General features: G+C 69.9%; 15 protein-coding genes and 1 pseudogene. 7 read left to right on the forward strand and 9 right to left on the reverse strand.

Annotated elements, in window-relative coordinates; genetic code table 11:
* Positions 1-4: 4 nt before the first annotated feature.
* Positions 5-781 carry an electron transfer flavoprotein subunit beta/FixA family protein gene (locus BUR99_RS18910; RefSeq protein ID WP_074261959.1) on the reverse strand — a complete coding sequence of 259 codons (777 nt, stop codon included), beginning with the start codon at positions 779-781 and terminating at the stop codon, positions 5-7.
* Between the two features lie 164 nt (positions 782-945).
* Between BUR99_RS18910 and BUR99_RS18915 the strand changes: the two are divergent.
* Both BUR99_RS18915 and BUR99_RS20705 read left to right on the forward strand, forming a co-directional pair.
* Positions 946-2,271 (forward strand): annotated as a pseudogene (locus tag BUR99_RS18915) (acyl-CoA dehydrogenase family protein); the annotation flags it as partial.
* 119 nt (positions 2,272-2,390) lie between these two features.
* Entirely contained in the window at positions 2,391-2,741 is a 351-nt protein-coding gene (locus BUR99_RS20705) for an acyl-CoA dehydrogenase C-terminal domain-containing protein (RefSeq protein ID WP_394327852.1), read from the forward strand.
* A 168-nt stretch (positions 2,742-2,909) separates the two neighbouring features.
* Here BUR99_RS20705 and BUR99_RS18920 read toward each other — a convergent pair whose 3' ends face one another.
* The 6 genes from BUR99_RS18920 to BUR99_RS18945 all read right to left on the reverse strand — a co-directional run bounded on the left by BUR99_RS18920 (position 2,910) and on the right by BUR99_RS18945 (position 11,209).
* On the reverse strand, positions 2,910-3,728 hold the full coding sequence (locus BUR99_RS18920; protein WP_234980924.1) for a lytic transglycosylase domain-containing protein: 819 nt from the start codon (positions 3,726-3,728) through the stop codon (positions 2,910-2,912).
* A 232-nt stretch (positions 3,729-3,960) separates the two neighbouring features.
* Positions 3,961-4,734, reverse strand: a complete 774-nt coding sequence (locus tag BUR99_RS18925; RefSeq protein ID WP_074261960.1) for a PspA/IM30 family protein — start codon at positions 4,732-4,734, stop codon at positions 3,961-3,963.
* Positions 4,731-5,366, reverse strand: a complete 636-nt coding sequence (locus tag BUR99_RS18930) for a hypothetical protein (RefSeq protein ID WP_143231723.1) — start codon at positions 5,364-5,366, stop codon at positions 4,731-4,733. The genes BUR99_RS18925 and BUR99_RS18930 overlap by 4 nt, the downstream gene beginning before the upstream one ends.
* Positions 5,367-5,510: 144 nt before the next feature.
* Positions 5,511-5,921, reverse strand: a complete 411-nt coding sequence (arr, locus tag BUR99_RS18935) for an NAD(+)--rifampin ADP-ribosyltransferase (protein ID WP_074261962.1) — start codon at positions 5,919-5,921, stop codon at positions 5,511-5,513.
* 110 nt (positions 5,922-6,031) lie between these two features.
* A complete protein-coding gene (locus BUR99_RS18940; RefSeq protein ID WP_074261963.1) occupies positions 6,032-8,776 on the reverse strand; it encodes a glycoside hydrolase family 3 protein in 2,745 nt (914 codons plus the stop codon).
* 3 nt (positions 8,777-8,779) lie between these two features.
* Complete coding sequence (locus BUR99_RS18945) at positions 8,780-11,209, reverse strand: glycoside hydrolase family 3 C-terminal domain-containing protein (RefSeq protein WP_200802778.1); 2,430 nt, start codon at positions 11,207-11,209, stop codon at positions 8,780-8,782.
* A 94-nt stretch (positions 11,210-11,303) separates the two neighbouring features.
* Between BUR99_RS18945 and BUR99_RS19750 the strand changes: the two genes are divergently transcribed.
* Positions 11,304-11,915 carry a TetR/AcrR family transcriptional regulator gene (locus BUR99_RS19750; RefSeq protein WP_074261965.1) on the forward strand — a complete coding sequence of 204 codons (612 nt, stop codon included), beginning with the start codon at positions 11,304-11,306 and terminating at the stop codon, positions 11,913-11,915.
* A gap of 24 nt (positions 11,916-11,939) precedes the next feature.
* Here BUR99_RS19750 and BUR99_RS18955 read toward each other — a convergent pair whose 3' ends face one another.
* Complete coding sequence (locus BUR99_RS18955) at positions 11,940-12,905, reverse strand: LysR family transcriptional regulator (RefSeq protein WP_074261966.1); 966 nt, start codon at positions 12,903-12,905, stop codon at positions 11,940-11,942.
* A gap of 128 nt (positions 12,906-13,033) precedes the next feature.
* Here BUR99_RS18955 and BUR99_RS18960 point away from each other — a divergent pair, with 128 nt between their 5' ends.
* The 4 genes from BUR99_RS18960 (at position 13,034) to BUR99_RS18975 (ending at position 16,806) form a co-directional block, all read left to right on the forward strand.
* Positions 13,034-13,483, forward strand: a complete 450-nt coding sequence (locus tag BUR99_RS18960; RefSeq protein WP_084184164.1) for a winged helix-turn-helix transcriptional regulator — start codon at positions 13,034-13,036, stop codon at positions 13,481-13,483.
* A 69-nt stretch (positions 13,484-13,552) separates the two neighbouring features.
* The gene (locus BUR99_RS18965) at positions 13,553-15,322 is read left to right on the forward strand and encodes an L-aspartate oxidase (RefSeq protein ID WP_143231725.1); all 1,770 of its coding nucleotides are present in this window, start codon (positions 13,553-13,555) and stop codon (positions 15,320-15,322) included.
* A 124-nt stretch (positions 15,323-15,446) separates the two neighbouring features.
* Positions 15,447-16,004, forward strand: coding sequence for an HdeD family acid-resistance protein (locus BUR99_RS18970; protein ID WP_074261967.1), 558 nt, complete (start codon positions 15,447-15,449; stop codon positions 16,002-16,004).
* Positions 15,997-16,806, forward strand: coding sequence for a tyrosine-protein phosphatase (locus BUR99_RS18975; RefSeq protein WP_084184165.1), 810 nt, complete (start codon positions 15,997-15,999; stop codon positions 16,804-16,806). The genes BUR99_RS18970 and BUR99_RS18975 overlap by 8 nt, the downstream gene beginning before the upstream one ends.
* A gap of 23 nt (positions 16,807-16,829) precedes the next feature.
* Here BUR99_RS18975 and BUR99_RS18980 read toward each other — a convergent pair whose 3' ends face one another.
* Positions 16,830-18,803 carry an FUSC family protein gene (locus BUR99_RS18980; RefSeq protein ID WP_159441015.1) on the reverse strand — a complete coding sequence of 658 codons (1,974 nt, stop codon included), beginning with the start codon at positions 18,801-18,803 and terminating at the stop codon, positions 16,830-16,832.
* Positions 18,804-18,828 lie beyond the last annotated feature (25 nt).

Here is an 18,828-nt window from a genome sequence, read left to right on the forward strand (position 1 = left end):
CCCTTTACGCGAGCCGGTTCTGGACGAGGTACTCGGCGAGGCGCTCGCCGGCATCACCCTCGTCGACGATCTTGGTGCCCGCCGAGCGGGGCGGCTTCTCGCCGAGGGAGATCACGATCGAGCGCGACGCCTCGGTGGTCTCGGCGTCGACGCCGAGGTCGGTGAGCGAGAGCGTCTCGAACGGCTTCTTCTTGGCGGCCATGATGCCCTTGAAGTTCGGGAACCGGGCATCGGGCAGGGCCTCGGTGATCGAGATCACGGCGGGCAGCGACGCCGTGACCTGCATCGTGCCGTGGTCGGTCGCGCGCTCGCCGCGCAGTTCGGCGCCGTCGATCTCGACCGAGTTCAGGCTCGTCGCGTTCGGCACGTCGAGGAGCTCCGCGATCATGGCCGGCAGCACGCCGCCGGAACCGTCGGTCGACTGGTTGCCCGCGATCACGAGGTCGAAGCCGATGCGCTGCAATGCGGCCGCGAGCACCTCCGCGGTGAGGCCGAGGTCGGCGCCGAGGAGCGCCTCGTCGACGACCTGCACGGCACCCGCCGCGCCCATCGCCAGGCCCTTGCGCACGGTCGCCGCAGCCGACTCGGGCGACATCGACAGCACGACGACCTCGGTGTCGGCGTGGGAGTCGGCGTACGCGAGGGCGACCTCGAGCGCTCGCTCGCTGATCTCGTCGAGCACCGTCTCGCTCGCAGCGCGGTCGGCGAGGCCCGTCTGCAGGTTGAGCTTGCGATCCCCGTACGTGTCGGGGACTTCCTTGACCAGGACGACGATCTTCATTCCGCTCCTTCGACGAGTTGCTTCATCCTAACCAAGCACTTGCTTGCCCGAAAAGGGGCCTGTTTTGTGGGATGCCGCCAAACCCGCCAGCGCATCACCCGGCCGGACTCGTGGAACCCGCACAGTTCATGCCCACTCGAGAGACGCCGGGTTACGCTGCGGACATGAGTGGATTCCGACCCCCTGTTGCAGATATCGCCTTCGCCCTCGAGCATGTCGTGGACTACGACGCCGTCGCACAGCTGCCCGGCTTCGAGCACGCCGACCTCGAGACCGTCACCGAGATCCTCGACGAGGCCGGCAACTTCATGGCCGAAGTCGTCGCCCCCACCAACCGAGCCGGCGACCTCGAGGGTTCGAAGCTGAACTCCGACGGCTCCGTCACCACGGCAACCGGCTTCAAGGAGGCCTACTCGGCCTACGTCGACGCGGGCTGGGGTTCGGTGCCGCTGCCCGAGGCGTTCGGTGGCGGCGGTTTCCCCCGCACCATCGGCCTCGCGCTCCAGGAGCTCATGGCCACCGCGAACATGGCCTTCGCCCTCGCGCCGCTGCTCACGCAGGGCGCGATCGAGGCGCTGCTGCACTACGGCAGCGACGAGCAGAAGCAGCAGTGGCTGCCGAAGATGGTCACCGGCGAGTGGGCCGGCACCATGAACCTCACCGAGCCGCACGCCGGCACCGACGTCGGCGCGCTCACGACGAAGGCCGTCAAGCGCGACGACGGCACCTACGCCATCTCGGGCCAGAAGATCTTCATCACCTTCGGCGACCACGACCTCAGCGAGCAGATCGTGCACCTCGTGCTCGCTCGCACCCCCGACGCGCCGGCCGGCACGAAGGGCATCTCGATCTTCATCGTGCCGAAGTTCCTCATGAACGACGACGGCTCGGTCGGCGAGCGCAACGGCGTGCACACCGTCGGCGTCGAGCACAAGATGGGCATCCACGGTTCGCCCACGTGCGTGCTCTCCTACGAAGACGCGACCGGGTACCTCGTCGGTGAAGAGAACATCGGCATGCGGATCATGTTCGTCATGATGAACAGCGCCCGCCTCTCGGTCGGCATGCAGGGCCTCGCCGTATCGGAGCGCGCCTACCAGCAGTCGCTCGACTACGCGCGGGAGCGCATCCAGGGCCGGGCGATCGGCGCCACCCAGGACTCCCCCATCATCGACTTCCCCGATGTGCGCCGCATGCTCATGACGCAGAAGGCGTACATCGCCGCGATGCGCCGCATGATGCTGCTGACCGCGACCTACACCGACGTGTCGACGCACCACCCCGATGCCGCAGTACGCGCCCGGGCGAACGAGATCGTCGGCCTGCTCACGCCCATCAACAAGTCGTTCGGCACCGACCTCGGCAACGAGCTCACCTCGCTCGCGCTGCAGATCCACGGCGGCATGGGCTTCATCGAGGAGACCGGTGCGGCGCAGCACTACCGTGACGTGCGCATCGCCGCGATCTACGAGGGCACGAACGGGGTGCAGGCCGCCGACCTCGTCGGCCGCAAGCTCCCCGTGCGCGACGGGGCATCCGCGCTCGAGTTCATCGCGTCGATGCGCGAGCTCGACGCGAGCTCGCCGCTGCCGGTGAGGAATTCGCCTCGATCCGCACGCAGCTCAGCGCTCAGCTCGACGCCCTCGAGCAGACCACGGTGTGGATGCTCCGCACCGGCGCCACCGACCCGAACGCCGTGCTCTCGGGCTCCACGCCGTACCAGCGCATCTGGGGTCTCGTGGTCGGCGGATGGCTCATGGCGAAGTCTGCGCTCGCCGCTCGCGGCCTCGACGACGACGGGACCGCCGAGACGCAGCTGCCGCTCGCCCGGTTCTACGCCGAGCAGCTGCTGCCGCAGGCCGCAGGCCTCGTCGGCGCAGCCACCGCCGGGTCGCGCGACCTCTTCGCCCTCAGCGGCGAGGCGCTCGGCAATGCAGCAGCCCGCGGAGTGCGCGTCTGATCCGACCGCTCAGCACGACCGATGCGCCCGCCCCTTCGAGGGCGGGCGCTTCGTCGTCCGGCGGACGGACGCATCGTCGGGCAGCGGATGCCGCGGCATCCGCTCGGCTCGGTGCAGATCGGCCAGGTGCAGATCGGCCAGGTGCCGGTCGACTCGGCGGAGGTCGACTCAGTCGATCGAGTCGGCGAACTCGAGCGCGACGGTCGCGATCTTGTCGACGTAGTCGTTGTCGTGGTTGTACGAGAAGACCGCAGCACGCCAGCCTTCGGAGTTCGTCATCTCGCCCGACTCGCAGAGATACCGAGCCGTCGACAGGGCGGCATCGTCGATCTGGTTCGGGTCGGCGACACCGTCGCCGTCTCCGTCGCTGCCCCATTTCTGCCACGTCGAGGGGATGAACTGCATCGGGCCGACCGCGCGGTCCCACTTCGTGTCACCGTCGAACTCGCCGTCATCGGTGTCGTCGATCTTCGCGACGTCGGCGCCGCCGTCGAGCGCCGGGCCGATGATCGGCGGCTGGGCGTTGCCGTTGGAGTCGAGCTTCGAATCGCCGTGGCGCCCGTGATCGGACTCGACGGCGCCGATCGCGGCGATCGTCGCCCAGTCGAGACCGCACTCGGCGTCCTCCTCGGCGATCATGACGTGGGCCAGCGCATAGGCGGACAGTGCTCGCTTGGGAATGCCGGTGGCGTCGGAGACGCTCGCGAGCCACTCGGGGTCGACCGACGGCATCGGCGCCAGCTTCGAGCCCGAGAGCCCGGTCGGCTCCTCGGCCGGGTCGGTGTCACCGGTCGCGAGCTGCTCGCCGGGGTCTGCCGTGGGCGGGGTGGTCATCTGCGGCATCGCGACACCGGGGCCGTAGGCGTCGGGCGCGGCGAAGCCGCCGGGGTTGGTCGCGATGCCGATGACGTTCACGGCGAAGACCGCACCGACGACGAGCGCGACGGCTCCGACCACGACGCCGACGATTGCGGCAACGCGTCGCACCGGCCGCCACTTCGACCCAGGCGCTCGGCTCTGGCGACGCTCTGCAAACTCGTCGTCGTCGAAATCGTCATGCCAGGACATCGGTGGCTCGCTCCGTTCAGGCGTGGGTGCAGGGTTCCCACCGGGCCGCTCATCGGTGGCTCATGCGAGCCCACCGGTCACGACCGTTGTTTCACACTACCCGCGCATCGCGGCTGCCGCATCAGTCGCCGCAGAGGCTCGGGCCGCACTGTCAGCCGGCTCGCCCGATGCTCAACCACCCGTCGGGTCCCGGCCGCTCCGTTGCACCGCGAGCCTGGCCTGAGGAGCCCTTCATCGCCTGCAGCTGGCGTTCGATCTCCGCCTGCGCCGAGACCGCGGCGAGCTGACGCTCGATGTCGGCGTCGGGCGCGGCCGTGAGATCCGTCAGTACGCCGCTGGCGAGCAGCTCGTCGGTCGCGGCCGCGCGGGCCTGCATCTGCGCGACCCGATCGCGAGCGCGATCGAGGCTCGATCCGACATCCGTGATGGTGTTGCTGATGCCCGACACCGCCTCGTTGGCGCGCACCTGCGCCTCGGACGCCGTGTACGTCGCCTTGATCGTCTCCTTCTCGATGCGGAACGCCGCCACCTGGTCGGTGAGCCGTCGCTCCCTGTCTTGCAGCTGCGCCGTCTGGCGATCGAGCGCGGTGAACTGCTGCTGCAGCTGCGCGACCTGCCCCTCGAGCATGGCCCGGCGTTCGAGCGCCGCCCGCGCCAGGTCTTCACGCCCCTGCGCCAGCGCCTCGGCCGCCTGGGCGCCCAAGCGCTGATAGCGCGCACCCATCTCCTCGCCCTGCAGCTCGATGCGCTTCTTCGCGGTCGCGACGTCTGCGACCGCGAGGCGCACCTGCTGGAGCAGTTTCACCTGCTGGTCGTAACTGTCGTCGAGGGTCTCGCGCGGGTCCTCCATGCGGTCGAGCGTCTTCGAGGTCTTGCTCCGGAAGATCGTCCGCATCCGCGCCGAGTTGCTGTTGCTGGTACTCATGGTCGGTTCTCCTCATGTCGAACGGTGGAAGTCGTGGGTGGTCGCGGCGACCCGACGCGACCGTCGCGGCGGTTCAGCGCCTGGAGTTCCTCGATGCCCGATGCGAGCGCCGCGACCTCGCGGTCGACGTCCGAGCCGAGCGCCGACAGCGCGTCGTCGGTCGTGCCCGAGAGGCCGAATGCCACGGCATCGCGCACCCGTCGCACGAGCGCCTCGACCTGCTCGACGCGGCGACGAGCCGCGGGGATCTCGTCGGCGAGCACGGCGGCGCTCGTCTCGGACTCCATCAACCGCAGCTGCAGGTCGAGCACGCCGCCCTCCTCGCTGATGCGTCGGAACAGGCGCGGCAGTTCGCCGCGGGAGCCTCCCGATCCGCCGGACTCGCCTGCGAGATCGACGGCGGCCTGCCCGCTGTGCAGGGCGTCGTCGAGCCGCACCCGGAGGGCGAGCACGGTGCGTTGCGGCCCGTGGCTCACCCGGGCCCTGGCCCGCAGCGCCGTGGCGCCGACGGCGCGACTGCGCCGCACACGTCGCACGAGCGCCCGCACGACGAGCACGAACGTCACCATGACGGCGAACGAGAGCAGCACGATCGCGCCGAGCCCGATCAGGATCGCTTCGATGCCGGTCACATGCACCACCCCGCTCAATTCCGACCGCACTGCCGAGAACGCGATATAACGCGTGTCGCACAAGATACTCCGGAATCGCCGGAACCGTGAGTCCCGGCGACCGATTCGCAGGCAGCACGCAGGGGCGGCGGCGACGCCGCCCGATCAGTTGATGATCTCGCCGCGCTCGTCGGCGCGGAGCGCTGCCAGCCGTTCTCTCCACTCGTGGAGCGCTTCAGGGGTCTGTCGCGTCCAATCGTCGACTTCGCCGGTCACCCTGAGTGGGGCGGTGCTGCGGTACGACCGGGTGGGGTTGCCGGGGAACTTCTTGTCGGTCACGTTCGGATCGTCCTCGAACGGTCCGGTCGGCTCGACGACGTAGACGCGCGGGGCACCGTCGCCGGCCGCGAGTTCGGCGGCGAGTCCGGCGCCATCGGGAAGGGCCGTGAAGTAGATGTGATTCATCACGACGTCGGGACGATAGTTCGAGCGGAAGCCCGCCGTCAGGAGATCGCCCTCGTGGAGATCGGCTTTCGTGCCGTGGAAGAACGGCCCCTCGTCCAGCACGTCACTCACGGCGACAGTCTACGGCGGACGACGGTCTGGGGCAGTGCAAATGAAGGGTGGATGCCGCGCGGCATCCACCCTTCATTCGTTCGCGTTCATCGCCGCGGCGCGGACTCAGCTCACTGGAAGAGCTCGGTCTGCAGCAGCGCGTAGCTCACGGCGTGCACCCGATCGCGCAGGCCGTTGCCGACCCCGACCGGGTCCTCGTCGTAGGCCTGCTTCACCGAGCTGATGACCGAGCTCGACAGCGGGGCGAGCATGAGGTCGTTGCCATGGCGCACGGCGAGCGCCGGGTCCATGAAGCCGCCGAGCACGGCATCCGTCGAGACGACGCCGTCGAAGCCCCACTCGCCGCGGAGCACCTCCTGGAGGAGCTGCTCGTTGCCGCCCGCCCAGCTTCCGCCGATGTTGATGAACGAGGACATCGCGCCCATCGCGCCGCCCTCCTTCACGCTGATCTCGAAGGGCTTGAGGTAGAGCTCGCGCAGCGCCTGCTCGTCGACGAACACGTTGACGCCGGGGGCCCGCGCGTTGATCTCCTGGTCGTTCAGCACGAAGTGCTTCATGAAGGTGAGCACGTGCTTGCTCTGGGCGCCCGAGATCATGCCGGCGGCCATCTTGCCCGAGAGCAGCGGGTCCTCCGAGAAGTACTCGAAGTCGCGGCCGCCCATCGCGGTGCGGTGCAGGTTCATGCCCGGGGCGTACCAGCCCTCGATGCCGTAGGCGTTGGCCTCTGCGCCGACCGATTCGCCGAGCTCGTAGGCGAGCTCGTCGTTCCAGGTCGACGCGACCACGATCTCGGTCGGGTACGCGGCGGCCGTGATGTCGCCGAAGAAGAAGCTCAGGCCCGACGGGCTGTCGAGCAGCACGGCCGAGGGCACGCCGAGTCGTTCGACGGCAGCGGTCTCGTACGCACCCTTGGCGAAGAGCTCGATCTGCTCGTCGCGGGTGAACTGGTCGAGGAAGAGCTCCCACTTCGGGTCGTCGTAGTCGAGTCCCGCGAGGTCCTCCAACTCGAGGCCGTTGTCGGCTCCGTAGGTGGGCACGTCGCCGTCGGCCGGCGCGATCTCGGGGTCCATCAGTTCGAGCGTCTGCTCGGATGCCTCGTGGTCGATGTCGTCGGCGCTCGGGTAGGTGCCCTCCCAGTCGGCGCGCGAGAGGTACTCCACCTCGCCCTCGGCGTAGCCGAAGCGGTTCTCGAGCTCCACGCCCGTGGTCTCATCGGTGCCGTAGATCGTCGTTGCGGCGACCGCGATCGGGAAGGTGACGACGGGCGTGTGCACGTCGGTCGCCACAGAGAGGTCGTAGTTGCCGGCGTCGAGCACGTAGGCGCCCTCGGTCGTGTTCCAGGACGCGAGGTCGCGCAGAGCGAACTCGACCGTGACGGTCTCCGAGGCGCCGGGCTCGAGCGAGGAGGTCTTCGCGTAGCCGGCGAGCGTGATCGCCGACTTCTCAGTGCCGCCCTGCGTGTACGGAGCCGAGGCGTACACCTCGACGACGTCCTTGCCCGCGGTGTCGCCCGTGTTGGCGACCGTCACGTCGACGCTCACCCGGCCGTCGGCGACGACGGGCTCGCCCGCCGTCCAGTCGAAGCTCGTGTAGCTCAGGCCGTAGCCGAACGGGTACTGCACGGCGGCCTGGTAGCCGGCCTCGTCGTCGACGTAGCGGGTCTCGTAGTAGCGGTAGCCGACGTAGATGCCCTCGGCGTAGTCGAGGAAGCCGCGCTCGGCGTTGTCGTACCGGAAGTCGCCGTAGTTCACGGTCGAGGGCGCGCTCGTCACGTCGTAGGCGTAGGTGTCGGTCAGGCGGCCCGACGGGTTGACCTCGCCGGTCAGCACCTTCGCGAGCGAGACCGCGCCGCGCGGACCGGGGGTGCCGATCCAGACGGCGCCCGTGATCTGCGGGTACTCGTCGAGGAAGCCGAGCTCCATCTGGTTGCCCGAGTTGACGATCACGACGACCTGGTCGAACGTCGCCGTCACGGTGTCGAACAGTTCGCGCTGCTCGTCGGTGAGCGCGAGCTCCTCGGCCGTCATGTCGGCGCTCTCGACGCCGTCGTTGCCGATGACGACGAGTGCGGTGTCCGAGAAGTCCTTCGCCTGCGCCATGACGTCGTCGGTCAGGTAGTCGGGTGCGGGTTCCTTGCCCTTGCCGCCGCCCGACACCATCTTGGCGATCGCGATGAGGCCGTTGGCCGCATCCTCCTCCGTCTTCGCGCCGGCATCCTGCATCGTGCCGTAGAGCTCGGAGTTGACCTCGACCCCTTGCTGCTCGAGCGCGTCGTAGAGCGTGACGGCGCTCGACTGGTCGGAGCCGCCCGAACCGTTGCCGCCGTACCGCAGGTTGAACGAGGCGAAGCTGAAGACGTTGACCTTCTGCTCGGGGAACGGAAGGGCGCCGTCGTTCTTCAGCAGCACGATGCCCTCGTCGGAGATCTGCTCGGCCACCTCGGCGCCGTGCTCGCGCGCAGCGACACCCGCGGCCGTCGACGAGTCGACCTTGATCGACAGCAGCCGGTTGATGTCGGAGACGACGGGCGCGGCCAACACGGCGAGGATCGCGACGACGGCGACCACGGCAGTCCAGCCGATCGCGCGCTGCGGTCGGTGCTTGACCTTGCGGTACACCCGCTCGCTGCGCGAGTCGAGACGGCGCTCGGCGCGCGTCATCGTGGCTCGCCGAGCGGCGCGCTCCGCCTTGGCGGCCTGCTTGGCCGCGCGTGCCTCGGCCTTGTGGGCCGCCTTCGCGGCCGCGCGCTCGTCGCGCGGCATGGCCTTCAGCTCGGCCCGCCACTGCTTCGCGGCTTCGCGCTCCGCGCTGACGCGGGCCACGGCCTCCTGCTTGATCTCCTTGCGTGTCGCCACGTCTCAGTCCTCTCGCCGCGTCCGCGCGGTTCGTCGTTGGGTGCGCCATGCGGCCACGAAACGGGTCGCACCGCGCCAGAAGCGGCCGTTGACCGCGATGAGCAGCGCGTCGACCATCTCGTCGCTGACCGATCCGCCCGACAGGCGGGCGATCGATCGGAACGGGAGGTCGAGCGCGAAGCGGATGTTGTTCGCCGCGAGCGGGCGGCCGAGCCGCATGACGAGTCGGCTCGCGCCGTCGATCACGCCGTACATCACGCTGGCGAATCCGCCGCGTCCGCGTGTCTGGGCGACGATGTCGTCTCGGGTGAGCGGCTGGTCGGCGGGCCACATCGAGTCGGGCAGCTCACGGCCGAGCAGCGCCGCGTACTCGGCATCGCCCACCAGCTCGACCCGGCCGGTCGTGTAGTGCTGCAGAGCGGATGCCTCGGGCCGCGGCATCGGCGCACCGGCGACCTCGAGCTCGGCGCTGAGGCGGAGGTCGCGCGACGATGCGCCGGCCATCACGAGGTAGGTCCCACCGGTCGTGACCCAGGCGTCGGCCTCGGCGTCGAAGACGTCGAACGCGTGCTCGGCATACGGGATCTCGACCGTCGCCGATTCGCCGGGCGCGAGCTCGACCTTGGCGAAGCCGCGCAGCTCGCGCGGCGCCCGGACGGTCCCCGCCGCGGCATCGGGAGCCTCGACGTAGAGCTGCACCGTCTCGGTGCCCGCCCGGTCGCCGGTGTTCGTGACGGTGACGTGCGCGGCCGTCGGCCCGGCCGTCAGGTCGGAGTAGGCGAACGTGGTGTAGCCGAGACCGTGCCCGAAGGGGTAGCGCACGGCAGCGCCGATCTTGTCGAAGTACCGGTACCCGACGTAGACGTGTTCGCGGTGCTCCGAGGTGGCCTCGGTGCGTCCGAACGTGGCCGACGACGCGACATCCTCGTAGCGAAGGGGGTAGGTCTCGGCGAGGCGGCCGCCGGGGTTCACCGTGCCGGTCAGCACCTCGGCGACCGCGCGTCCGCCGCCCTGGCCTGCGAGATAGGTGTGCACGACCGCGTCGACGTCATCGGCGAACGGCAGTTCGACGGGAGCGCCGCCCGCGAGCACGACGACGACGGGAACGTCGAGTGCCGTGAGCTCGCGCACGAGGGCGAGCTGGTTCTCGGCGAGGCGCATGTGCGACCGGTCGACGCCCTCGGCTTCGGCGGACTCGTCGAGACCGAGGAAGAGCAGCACCACGTCGGCCCGCTTCGCCAGCCGGACGGCACGGCGACGGCGGCCGCTCGATCGCCGGTCCATGCGCGCGAAGCCCGGCTCGTAGCCGATCACGTCGAGCTCCGATTCGCGAAGGGCGTCGAGTGCCGCATCGATCCTCGTCGGGTTGACGAGCGAGCTGCCGGCACCCTGGTAGCGCGGACGTGCCGCGAAGTCGCCGATGACGGCGACCCTGCCGGCGTCGGCGCCGAGCGGGAGGATCGAGCGGCGGTTCTCGAGCAGCACGATCGAGCGGCGTGCGGCTTCGACGGCCAGCTCGTGGTGCGCGTCGTAGTCGACGACGGATGGCTCGCCCAGTCGCGTCCGCTCGATGACTGCGAGCAGTTCGGCGACGCGGGCGTCGAGCACCGACTCGTCGAGCGAGCCGTTCTCGACCGCTCGAACGACCTCGCGGTCGGTCACGCCGTTCGTCGACGGCATCTCGAGCGCGTTGCCCACGAGGAGCCCGCTGACGCGATCGTTGTTGCCGCCCCAGTCGGTCACGACGAGTCCGTCGAAGCCCCATGTCTTCCGGAGGATCTCGTCGAGCAGGTGGCGGTTCTCGTTCGCGTAGGTGCCGTTGACCCTGTTGTACGCGCTCATCACGGTCCATACGTCACCCTCGGTGATCGCGATGCGGAAGCCCTCGAGGTAGATCTCGTGCAGCGCGCGCACGTCGACGATCTCGTCGATGCTCATGCGATGCGTCTCCTGGCTGTTGACCGCGAAGTGCTTGACGCTCGCCGCGACGCCGCGGGACTGGATGCCGCGCACCTTCGACGCCGCCAGGACGCCGGAGAGCAGCGGGTCCTCGGAGAAGTACTCGAAGTTCCGGCCCGCGAGCGGGTTGCGCTTGATGTTGAGCCCGGGGCCGAGCAGCACGCTCACGCGCTCGGCCGACGCCTCGTCTCCGAGCGCCTCGCCCACCCGACCCACGAGGTCGCGATCCCAGCTGTTGGCCAGGGTGGCGGCGGGAGGGAAGCAGGTCGCGGGGATGCTCGCGTTGAGCCCGAGGTGGTCGGCGGCACCGCCCTGCTTGCGCAGGCCATGCGGGCCGTCGGTGAGCATGAGCGAGGGCACGCCGAGCCGCGCGACGGGCTTCGTATTCCAGAAGTTCGCGCCCGAAGTGAGCGATGCCTTCTCGGCCAGCGTCATGCGCTCGATCAGTCTGGCGTCATTGCGAGGGGTGGACACGATTGACTACACTAACTCAAGTTCCACCAAGTGGTGGAACTTGAACCGGCCGCACCCGAGACACGGCCCCCGCCGTTGCCGAAGGAGCCGATCGTTGCCGAAGCCGCCCACACCGTCACTCACGAGCGGATACGCGACGGGCAACGCCACGAAACGGCTGATCGTCGCCCGCGCTGCAGAGGCCTTCGCCCAGAAGGGCTTCTACGGCACCTCATTGCGAGCGATCGCCCGCGAGGCCGGCGTCGATCACTCCACACTGCTGCACCACTTCGGCAACAAGGTCGCCCTGCTGCTGGCCGTCATCGAATGGCACGACCTGCAGAGCACCCCGATGGAGTGGCCCGAGAACATCGCGCCCGAGACACTCGTCGACGGATTCGTCGCCGTCGCGCGGCAGAACGAGTCGGCGCCGGGCCTCGTGAACCTGCTCTCGACACTGTCGGCCGAGGCCGGCGCATCCACCCATCCGGCTCGTCCGGCCCTGCAGCAGCGCCACCGCGTGCTCACGTCGATCATCGCTTCGACGATCCGAGGCCGGCGCGAGTGCGGGGCCGTCGGCGACGACGGCCTCAGCCCCGAGCACTGCGCCGCCGTCGTGGTGGCGACGTGGGAGGGCCTGCAGGTCTACAGCGCCCTCCATCCGGGCGAGCTCGACGTGCCGGCACAGCTCGAGCAGACGTTGAAACGGGCGTTCGGGCTCAGCTGACCCGAGGGAACTCCCGACAGGAGCTCACGCGGAGGCGCTCGCCACCCGCATGGTCTCCCCCGCCCTGGCCGCGAACGCCGTGGCGCTCGCGGTGATCGTGTGCCGCATGACCTCGACCGCCGCCGTCGGCGCGACATCCGCTGGGCGGGCGACGCTGATCGTGCGCTCGAGCGCGGGCCGGTCGAGCGCGGGCCGGTCGCGGGTCGGCGCTCCGAGCCGCACCGAGCGCAGGCCCGGCCGATCGATGAGCACCATCGCGGGCACGATCGCGACGCCGAGCCCGCGTTCGACGAACCGCAGCACCGCATCCATCTCGGCCCCCTCGAGCACCACCTCGGGCGTGAGCTCCGCCGCGCGGAACGCCGCGTCGGTGGCGCTGCGCAGGTCGTAGCTCGAGCTGAAGACGATCTGCGGCAACGCCGCGACATCCGACAGCTCGATCGTGTCGCGCGTCGTGACCGGCGGCGCACCGGCCGACGAGATCACCACGAGCTCCTCGACGAGCAACGGCGTCACCATGAAGCGTTCGGCGGTCGCGGCATCCGAGGTGGTGATGAGCGCGAGGTCGAGCTCGCCGCCGGCGAGTTCGTCGAGGAGTCGGCGCGAGCCCTGCTCGGAGAGGTGCAGTTCGATGCCCGGATGCTCGGCGTGGAACGCGCTGAGCACCTCGGCGACGAGGCTGATGCAGAGCGTGGGGGTGGCGCCGAGCCGCACCCGGCCGCGCTCGAGGCCGGCGAGCTCGGCGAGCTCGCGCCGCACCGATTCGGCGTCGGCGAGCATGCGCCGGGCGAGCGGCAGCAGCGACTCCCCCGCGGTCGTCAGGGTGCTGCCACCGCGGGCGCGGTGGAACAGCTCGGCGCCGAGATCGTGCTCGAGCGCAGCGATCTGGCGGCTCAGCGAGGGCTGGGCGAGGTAGAGCTCTTCAGCGGCCCTGGTGAAGTTGCCGTACCGGGCCACCTCGACGAAGCCGCGCAGTTGCTCGAGGTTCATATCGATACCGTACGCGCATGATGTCCGAGGCATCCATGCGGACGGCGATATGCCTGAGGTCGGTTACTCAGGGGACGTGACGCACGGGCTGATAGCGTCCGGGGAGGATCCGGCATTTGGAGGCCAGCATGACGAACGACCCCATCCGAGTGCTCTCGACCCGGCCCCTCGACGGGGTGCCGGGCCACGAGGGCAGCGAGGCGTGCAGCGTCGACAACCCGGCGAGCCGCGTGATCCGTGAACTGCTCGCGCGCGTCGGCGACAAGTGGAGCATGCTCGTCATCGGCGTGCTGCACGACGGCCCCCTGCGCTTCACCGAGTTGCAGCGCAAGATCGACGGCATCTCGCACCGTATGCTCACCCAGACCCTGCGCAGTCTCGAGCGCGACGGCCTGGTCACGCGCACGAGCTACCCCGAGATCCCGCCCCGGGTCGAGTATGCGGCGACGGCGCTCGGCCGCTCGCTCTCCGAGCCGGTCATCGAGCTCGCGCGCTGGGCGTCCGCCCACCACTCCGAGATCCTCGACGCCCGCGAGGCGTTCGACGACCAGCACGAGGCATCCGCAACGCTTCGATAGCCAGAGCGTATCGTCGCGAGGTTATATATGCATTGGAGTAATCCAATGCGCGAACCTAGCGTTGTCGCCATGAGCACCACGAGCGCCCCCAACACCTCAGACAGCACCCCTGCAGAGCGGCAGATCTCCACGACCGTCCTCGTGATCGGCACCGGCGGGTCGGGTCTGCGCACCGCCATCGAGCTCGCCGAGGCGGGCGTCGACGTGCTCGCCCTCGGCAAGCGCCCCAAGTCCGACGCCCACACCTCCCTCGCGGCTGGCGGCATCAACGCCGCCCTCGCCACGATGGACGCCGACGACAGCTGGCAGCAGCACGCCGCCGACACGCTCAAGGAGAGCTATCTGCTCGCCGACCCGCGCACGGTCGTCACGGTCACGGAGGGCGCAGCGCGCGGCATCGACGACCTCGAGCGCTACGGCATGCCCTTCGCCCGCGAAGACGACGGGCGCATCTCGCAGCGCTTCTTCGGCGCGCACACCTACCGCCGCACGGCCTTCGCAGGCGACTACACGGGCCTCGAGATCCAGCGCACCCTGATCAACCGGGCCGCACAGCTGAACGTGCCGATCCTCGACACGGTCTACGTCACGCGCATCCTCGTGAACGACGACGGCGCGGTCTTCGGCGCCTACGGCTTCGACCTCGACGACGGCACCCGCTACCTCATCCACGCCGACGCGGTCATCCTCGCAGCCGGCGGCCACAACCGCATCTGGCGCCGCACCTCCTCGCGCCGCGACGAGAACACGGGCGACTCGTTCCGCCTCGCCGTCGAGGCCGGCGGGCGCCTGCGCGACCCCGAGCTCGTGCAGTTCCACCCCTCGGGCATCATCGAGCCCGAGAACGCGGCCGGCACCCTCATCAGCGAGGCGGCCCGCGGCGAAGGCGGCATCCTCACCAACGGCCTCGGCGAGCGCTTCATGCACAAGTACGACCCCGAGCGGCTCGAGCTCTCGACCCGCGACCGCGTCGCCCTCGCCTGCTACACCGAGATCAAGGAGGGTCGCGGAACCCCCAACGGCGGTGTCTGGCTGGATGTCTCGCACCTGCCCCGCGAGACGATCATGACGCGCCTCCCCCGCGTCTACCAGACCATGCTCGAGCTGCAGATGCTCGACGTCACGAAACAGCCGATCGAGATCGCGCCCACCGCGCACTACTCGATGGGCGGCGTGTGGGTGCGCCCCGACGACCACGGCACGGACGTCCCCGGGCTCTACGCCATCGGCGAGGCATCCTCCGGCCTGCACGGCGCGAACCGCTTGGGCGGCAACTCGCTCATCGAACTGCTCGTCTTCGGACGCATCGTGGGGCGGGCCGCTGCCGCCTACTCTGCGTCGCTCGACGCGCAGACGCGGTCGGCGGCCGCGGTGCAGACCGCGCGCGACGAGATCGCGGGGCTGCTCGCCTCCGACGGCACCGAGAACGTGCGCGCCCTGCAGCGCGCCATCCGCGACACCATGACCGAGCACGCCGGAGTGGTGCGCGACGAAGCGGGCCTCCTCGCCGGACTCGCCGAGCTCGACGCGATCGAGGCGCGCATCGCCGACATCGGCGTGCACCCCGACATCGCGGGCTACCAGGACCTCGCGCACGCCTTCGACCTCAAGTCGGCCGCCCTCGCCGCGCGCGCCACCCTGGCGGCGGCGCTCGAGCGCCGCGAGACTCGCGGCTGTCACAACCGCAGCGACTACCCCGAGACGGATGCCGCGCTGCAGGTGAACCTCGTGTGGTCGCCGTCGACCGGCGTGACGCGCGAGTCGATCCCGCCGATCCCGGAGGAGATCGCGGCGCTCATGCGCGACGAGGTCTCGGTGGCGGGCAAGCTCGTCGAGTGATGACGCGTCGGGTGATGCGCCGGGTGAAATTCGGATCGGTCGGGCCTGTCGCCGTGCCTCGCTCGACAAACTGGCGTCACACGCCGTATGCGTGACCGATCCGCCGCACCCGGAGGGACCCAGAATGACGACGACAACCGACACCGGCAAGGCCGCGAACGCGGTCCGAACCGCCCTGGGGATCGCCGGGGTGCTCGCACTCATCGTCGGCGTCCTGATCCTCGTCTGGCCCGGGAAGACCGCGATCGTCGTCACGGCGATCATCGCCATCTACGCCATCGCCGCCGGTCTGGTCTACGCGGGCCTCGGCATCTTCGTCCAGGGCAAGAGCGGCTGGTCCCGAGTCGGCAACATCGTGCTCGGCATCGTGTTCGTTCTCGCAGGCGTGATCGCGTTCATGAACCTCGCACAGACCAAGGCCTGGCTCGCCGTGTTCCTCGGCATCCTCGTCGGCATCATGTGGATCGTCGAGGGCATCGTCGCGCTGTCGTCGCTCCGCGATTCCTCGTCGAAGGGCTGGTCGGTCTTCTTCGCGATCATCAGCATCGCCGCTGGCATCATGCTGTTGTTCTCGCCGATGTGGGGTGCCGCCGTGCTGTGGTGGCTGCTCGGCATCTCCCTCATCGTGCTCGGTGTCATCAACGTCGTGCGCGCATTCTCGTTCGGCAAGCAGCGTGGCTGAGGCGGCGATGAGCATGCAGGTCGAAGGGCTCTACAACTTCCGCGACATCGCAGGGATGCCGCTCGCGTCTGGCGGCACGACCCGCGCCGGCGTGCTCTTCCGATCCGAAGCGCTCGGCACGCTGACGCAGGTCGGCGTCGACGACCTCGCGGCCACGGACATCGGGACGATCGTCGACTTCCGCACACCGACGGAGCGCCAGGCAGCGCCCGACCGCGTTCCGACATCACGACCATTCACGGTCGTCGACCTTCCGATGCTCGAGGGCGCCATGGCCGACATGACCGGGCGATTCGTCGCAGGCGGCCCGTCGACGCCGCCGCCATCGGAGATCGCCGACGCGATGGCTTCGTTGCCGACCCTGGGCGAGCTGTACCTGGAGATGCTGCAGCACGGCGCCCCGCAGTTCGCCGAAGTCGCTCGGCTCATCGCGGCATCGACAGATGATTCGCCCTCCGCCGTGCTCGTGCACTGCACCGCCGGCAAGGACCGGACCGGAGTGGCGACGGCGCTCATGCTCGACGCTGCGGGCGTGGAGCGTGCCGCTGTCGTGGCCGACTACGCCGTCTCGCAGCACAACCTCGCCGGGCCGTGGGCCGACGGAATGCTCCACTCGATCGCATCGTTCGGTCTGCCCGTGTCTCCCGAGCTGCGAACCCTCGTGACCGGCACTCCGCCCGAGGCGATCGAGCAGGCGCTCTCGTGGACGGACGATGAGCACGGAGGTGCCGCCGAGTACCTGCTCTCCGGCGGTCTGCAGCCCGCCGAGCTCGACGGGCTCCGCGCGCGAATGGCCGGCTGACCTTCCGGGCGGGTGTCGCCCCGTCACCGGCCCGGGTCGGTATCACGAGCTCTCGTGCGGCTTCTTCGTACCCGGCTGCCTGACCGCTCGACCGCGGCGCGCCCTCGGCGCGCGCTCGGCGCGCGCTCGCGGACCCGCGACGAGAGCGCCGCACGTGCCGCCGAGAGTTCGTCACCGAGCGCCGCGAGAGGGCCCTCACCCGGCACCGGCACGGCACTCGGCGGCCTGCCCTCGTCGATGGCCTCCGCCAGGTCGATGAGCACGTCGCGAGCACGGGCGAGCTCGCGGGGGTCGATCGCGACTCCCGATGCCGCCGTCGTGGTCGCGATGGCGGTGACGGTGTCGGCCACGCCCTCGAGTGCGTCGATCTCCGGTATCCACGATGCGGCAGGCGCGCTGATCGCCGGCGGCTCGGGGAGCGACTTCGCCACCCGGGTCCGCAGATCGGACAGGCTGCGATACGTCGCGCGGCGAGCGGTGACCCGTGCACGATCCGCGTCGGACTCCGTCGGCGACACGGCATCGCTTTCGCCCGTCGCGCCGGTGCCGGACTCGGAGTCGCGCCGGGCACCGAGTGCGATGTCGAAGTACTCGACCATCGACCGGACCACGTCGGCGACCCCCGATGCAAGGTGTCTCGGCGCGTGCCACGTCGACGGCCACGGCAGGTAGCCGAACACGAGCACGATCGCGCACCCGACAAGCGTGTCGAGCAGACGTGCTCCGACGATCTGCGCGCTCGCACCGGCGTGCACTTCGACGAGGATGACGGCAAGGGGGGTCGTCACGATCGCGTACAGCCCGTAGTTGCGCGGCATCATGATCGGAAGGGCGCCGGCGAGAGCCGCGATCACGAGCACCTGCCCGCCGCCGCTCGGCACCGCGACGACGACGAGCGAGCCGATGACGACGCCGGCCACCGTGCCGAACCCGCGCTGCACGGCGCGAGCGAAGACGGATCCGAAGTCGGGTTTCATCACCTGGGCGACCGTGAGCATGACGAGGTACGGACGATCGAGATGCAGCATCAGGCAGATGCCCTGCGCGATCGCCATGCAGAGCACGAGCCTGAGGATCGCCGACCAGGTCTCGCTCCCGGCGACGAGCGTCCGCTCAGCTCCGCGCAGGCGGTCGACGACTGACGGCTTCGCCGGGAGCGGAACCTCGCGATCCCGTCGATGTCGACGGGGATCCGCCGCGGCGATCCGTGCGGCGATTCGCGCGACGCGATCCACCGACGACTCCAGCACTGCACGATCGGCCGGAGATGTAGCGGACTCGGGCGGCGCAGGCAGGGGTCGCGACGGGTCGCCGACCCAGCGAGCGATGCCGCGGAGGTAGTCGATCGTCGCTGCGTCGGCGGGAGTCCCGCCGCGCGTCACCGCGATCGTCGCGTCGACGACGGGCGCCGACGCGTTCAACATCGTCGCGAGGGACTGCCAGCGCAGGTCGCGTTCGGCGATCGCGGTCTCGGCCGCGACCATCACGTCGTACGCCTCGTCGAGGGCCGTGGTCACGGCGGTCGCCGCCGCTCTCCGCCGGCCCGAACCGGTTGCCGCGAGTTGATCGGCGATCGCGGTGTACACGGCGGCGACGGCACGCCGCTCGGGTGAGAGGGTCGTGCCGACCGCACCCGCCACCGCGATGGTCAGCAGCAGGCGCCACATCGCCCCCGCCAGGAAGATTGCCGGGGCCGCCCAGGGCGAGCCGAGCCCGAACTCCACATTCGCCGCGGTGACCGCGTACAGGAGGAAGAACTGGCCGGCCCTCGACGCCGTCGCGCTGACCGCACCCGAGAGACCCGAGACGAATGCGGCGCCGACCACCGCGATGAATGTCGCAACCGGGTCGCCGAAGACGAGCGTGCCGAGAGCGAAGCCCGACGCGGCCAGGAGCGAGGTCAGCGCCATCCGGTGCACCCGCTCGATGCCGACCGAGCCGACGTCCATCACGGAAGCGACGAGGGCACCCATGGACGCCACGGAACCTGCCACCACCACGGAAGTGTCATGCGGTGCGACC

Source organism: Agromyces cerinus subsp. cerinus (genome assembly GCF_900142065.1).
In the GTDB taxonomy this organism is placed as follows: domain Bacteria; phylum Actinomycetota; class Actinomycetes; order Actinomycetales; family Microbacteriaceae; genus Agromyces; species Agromyces cerinus.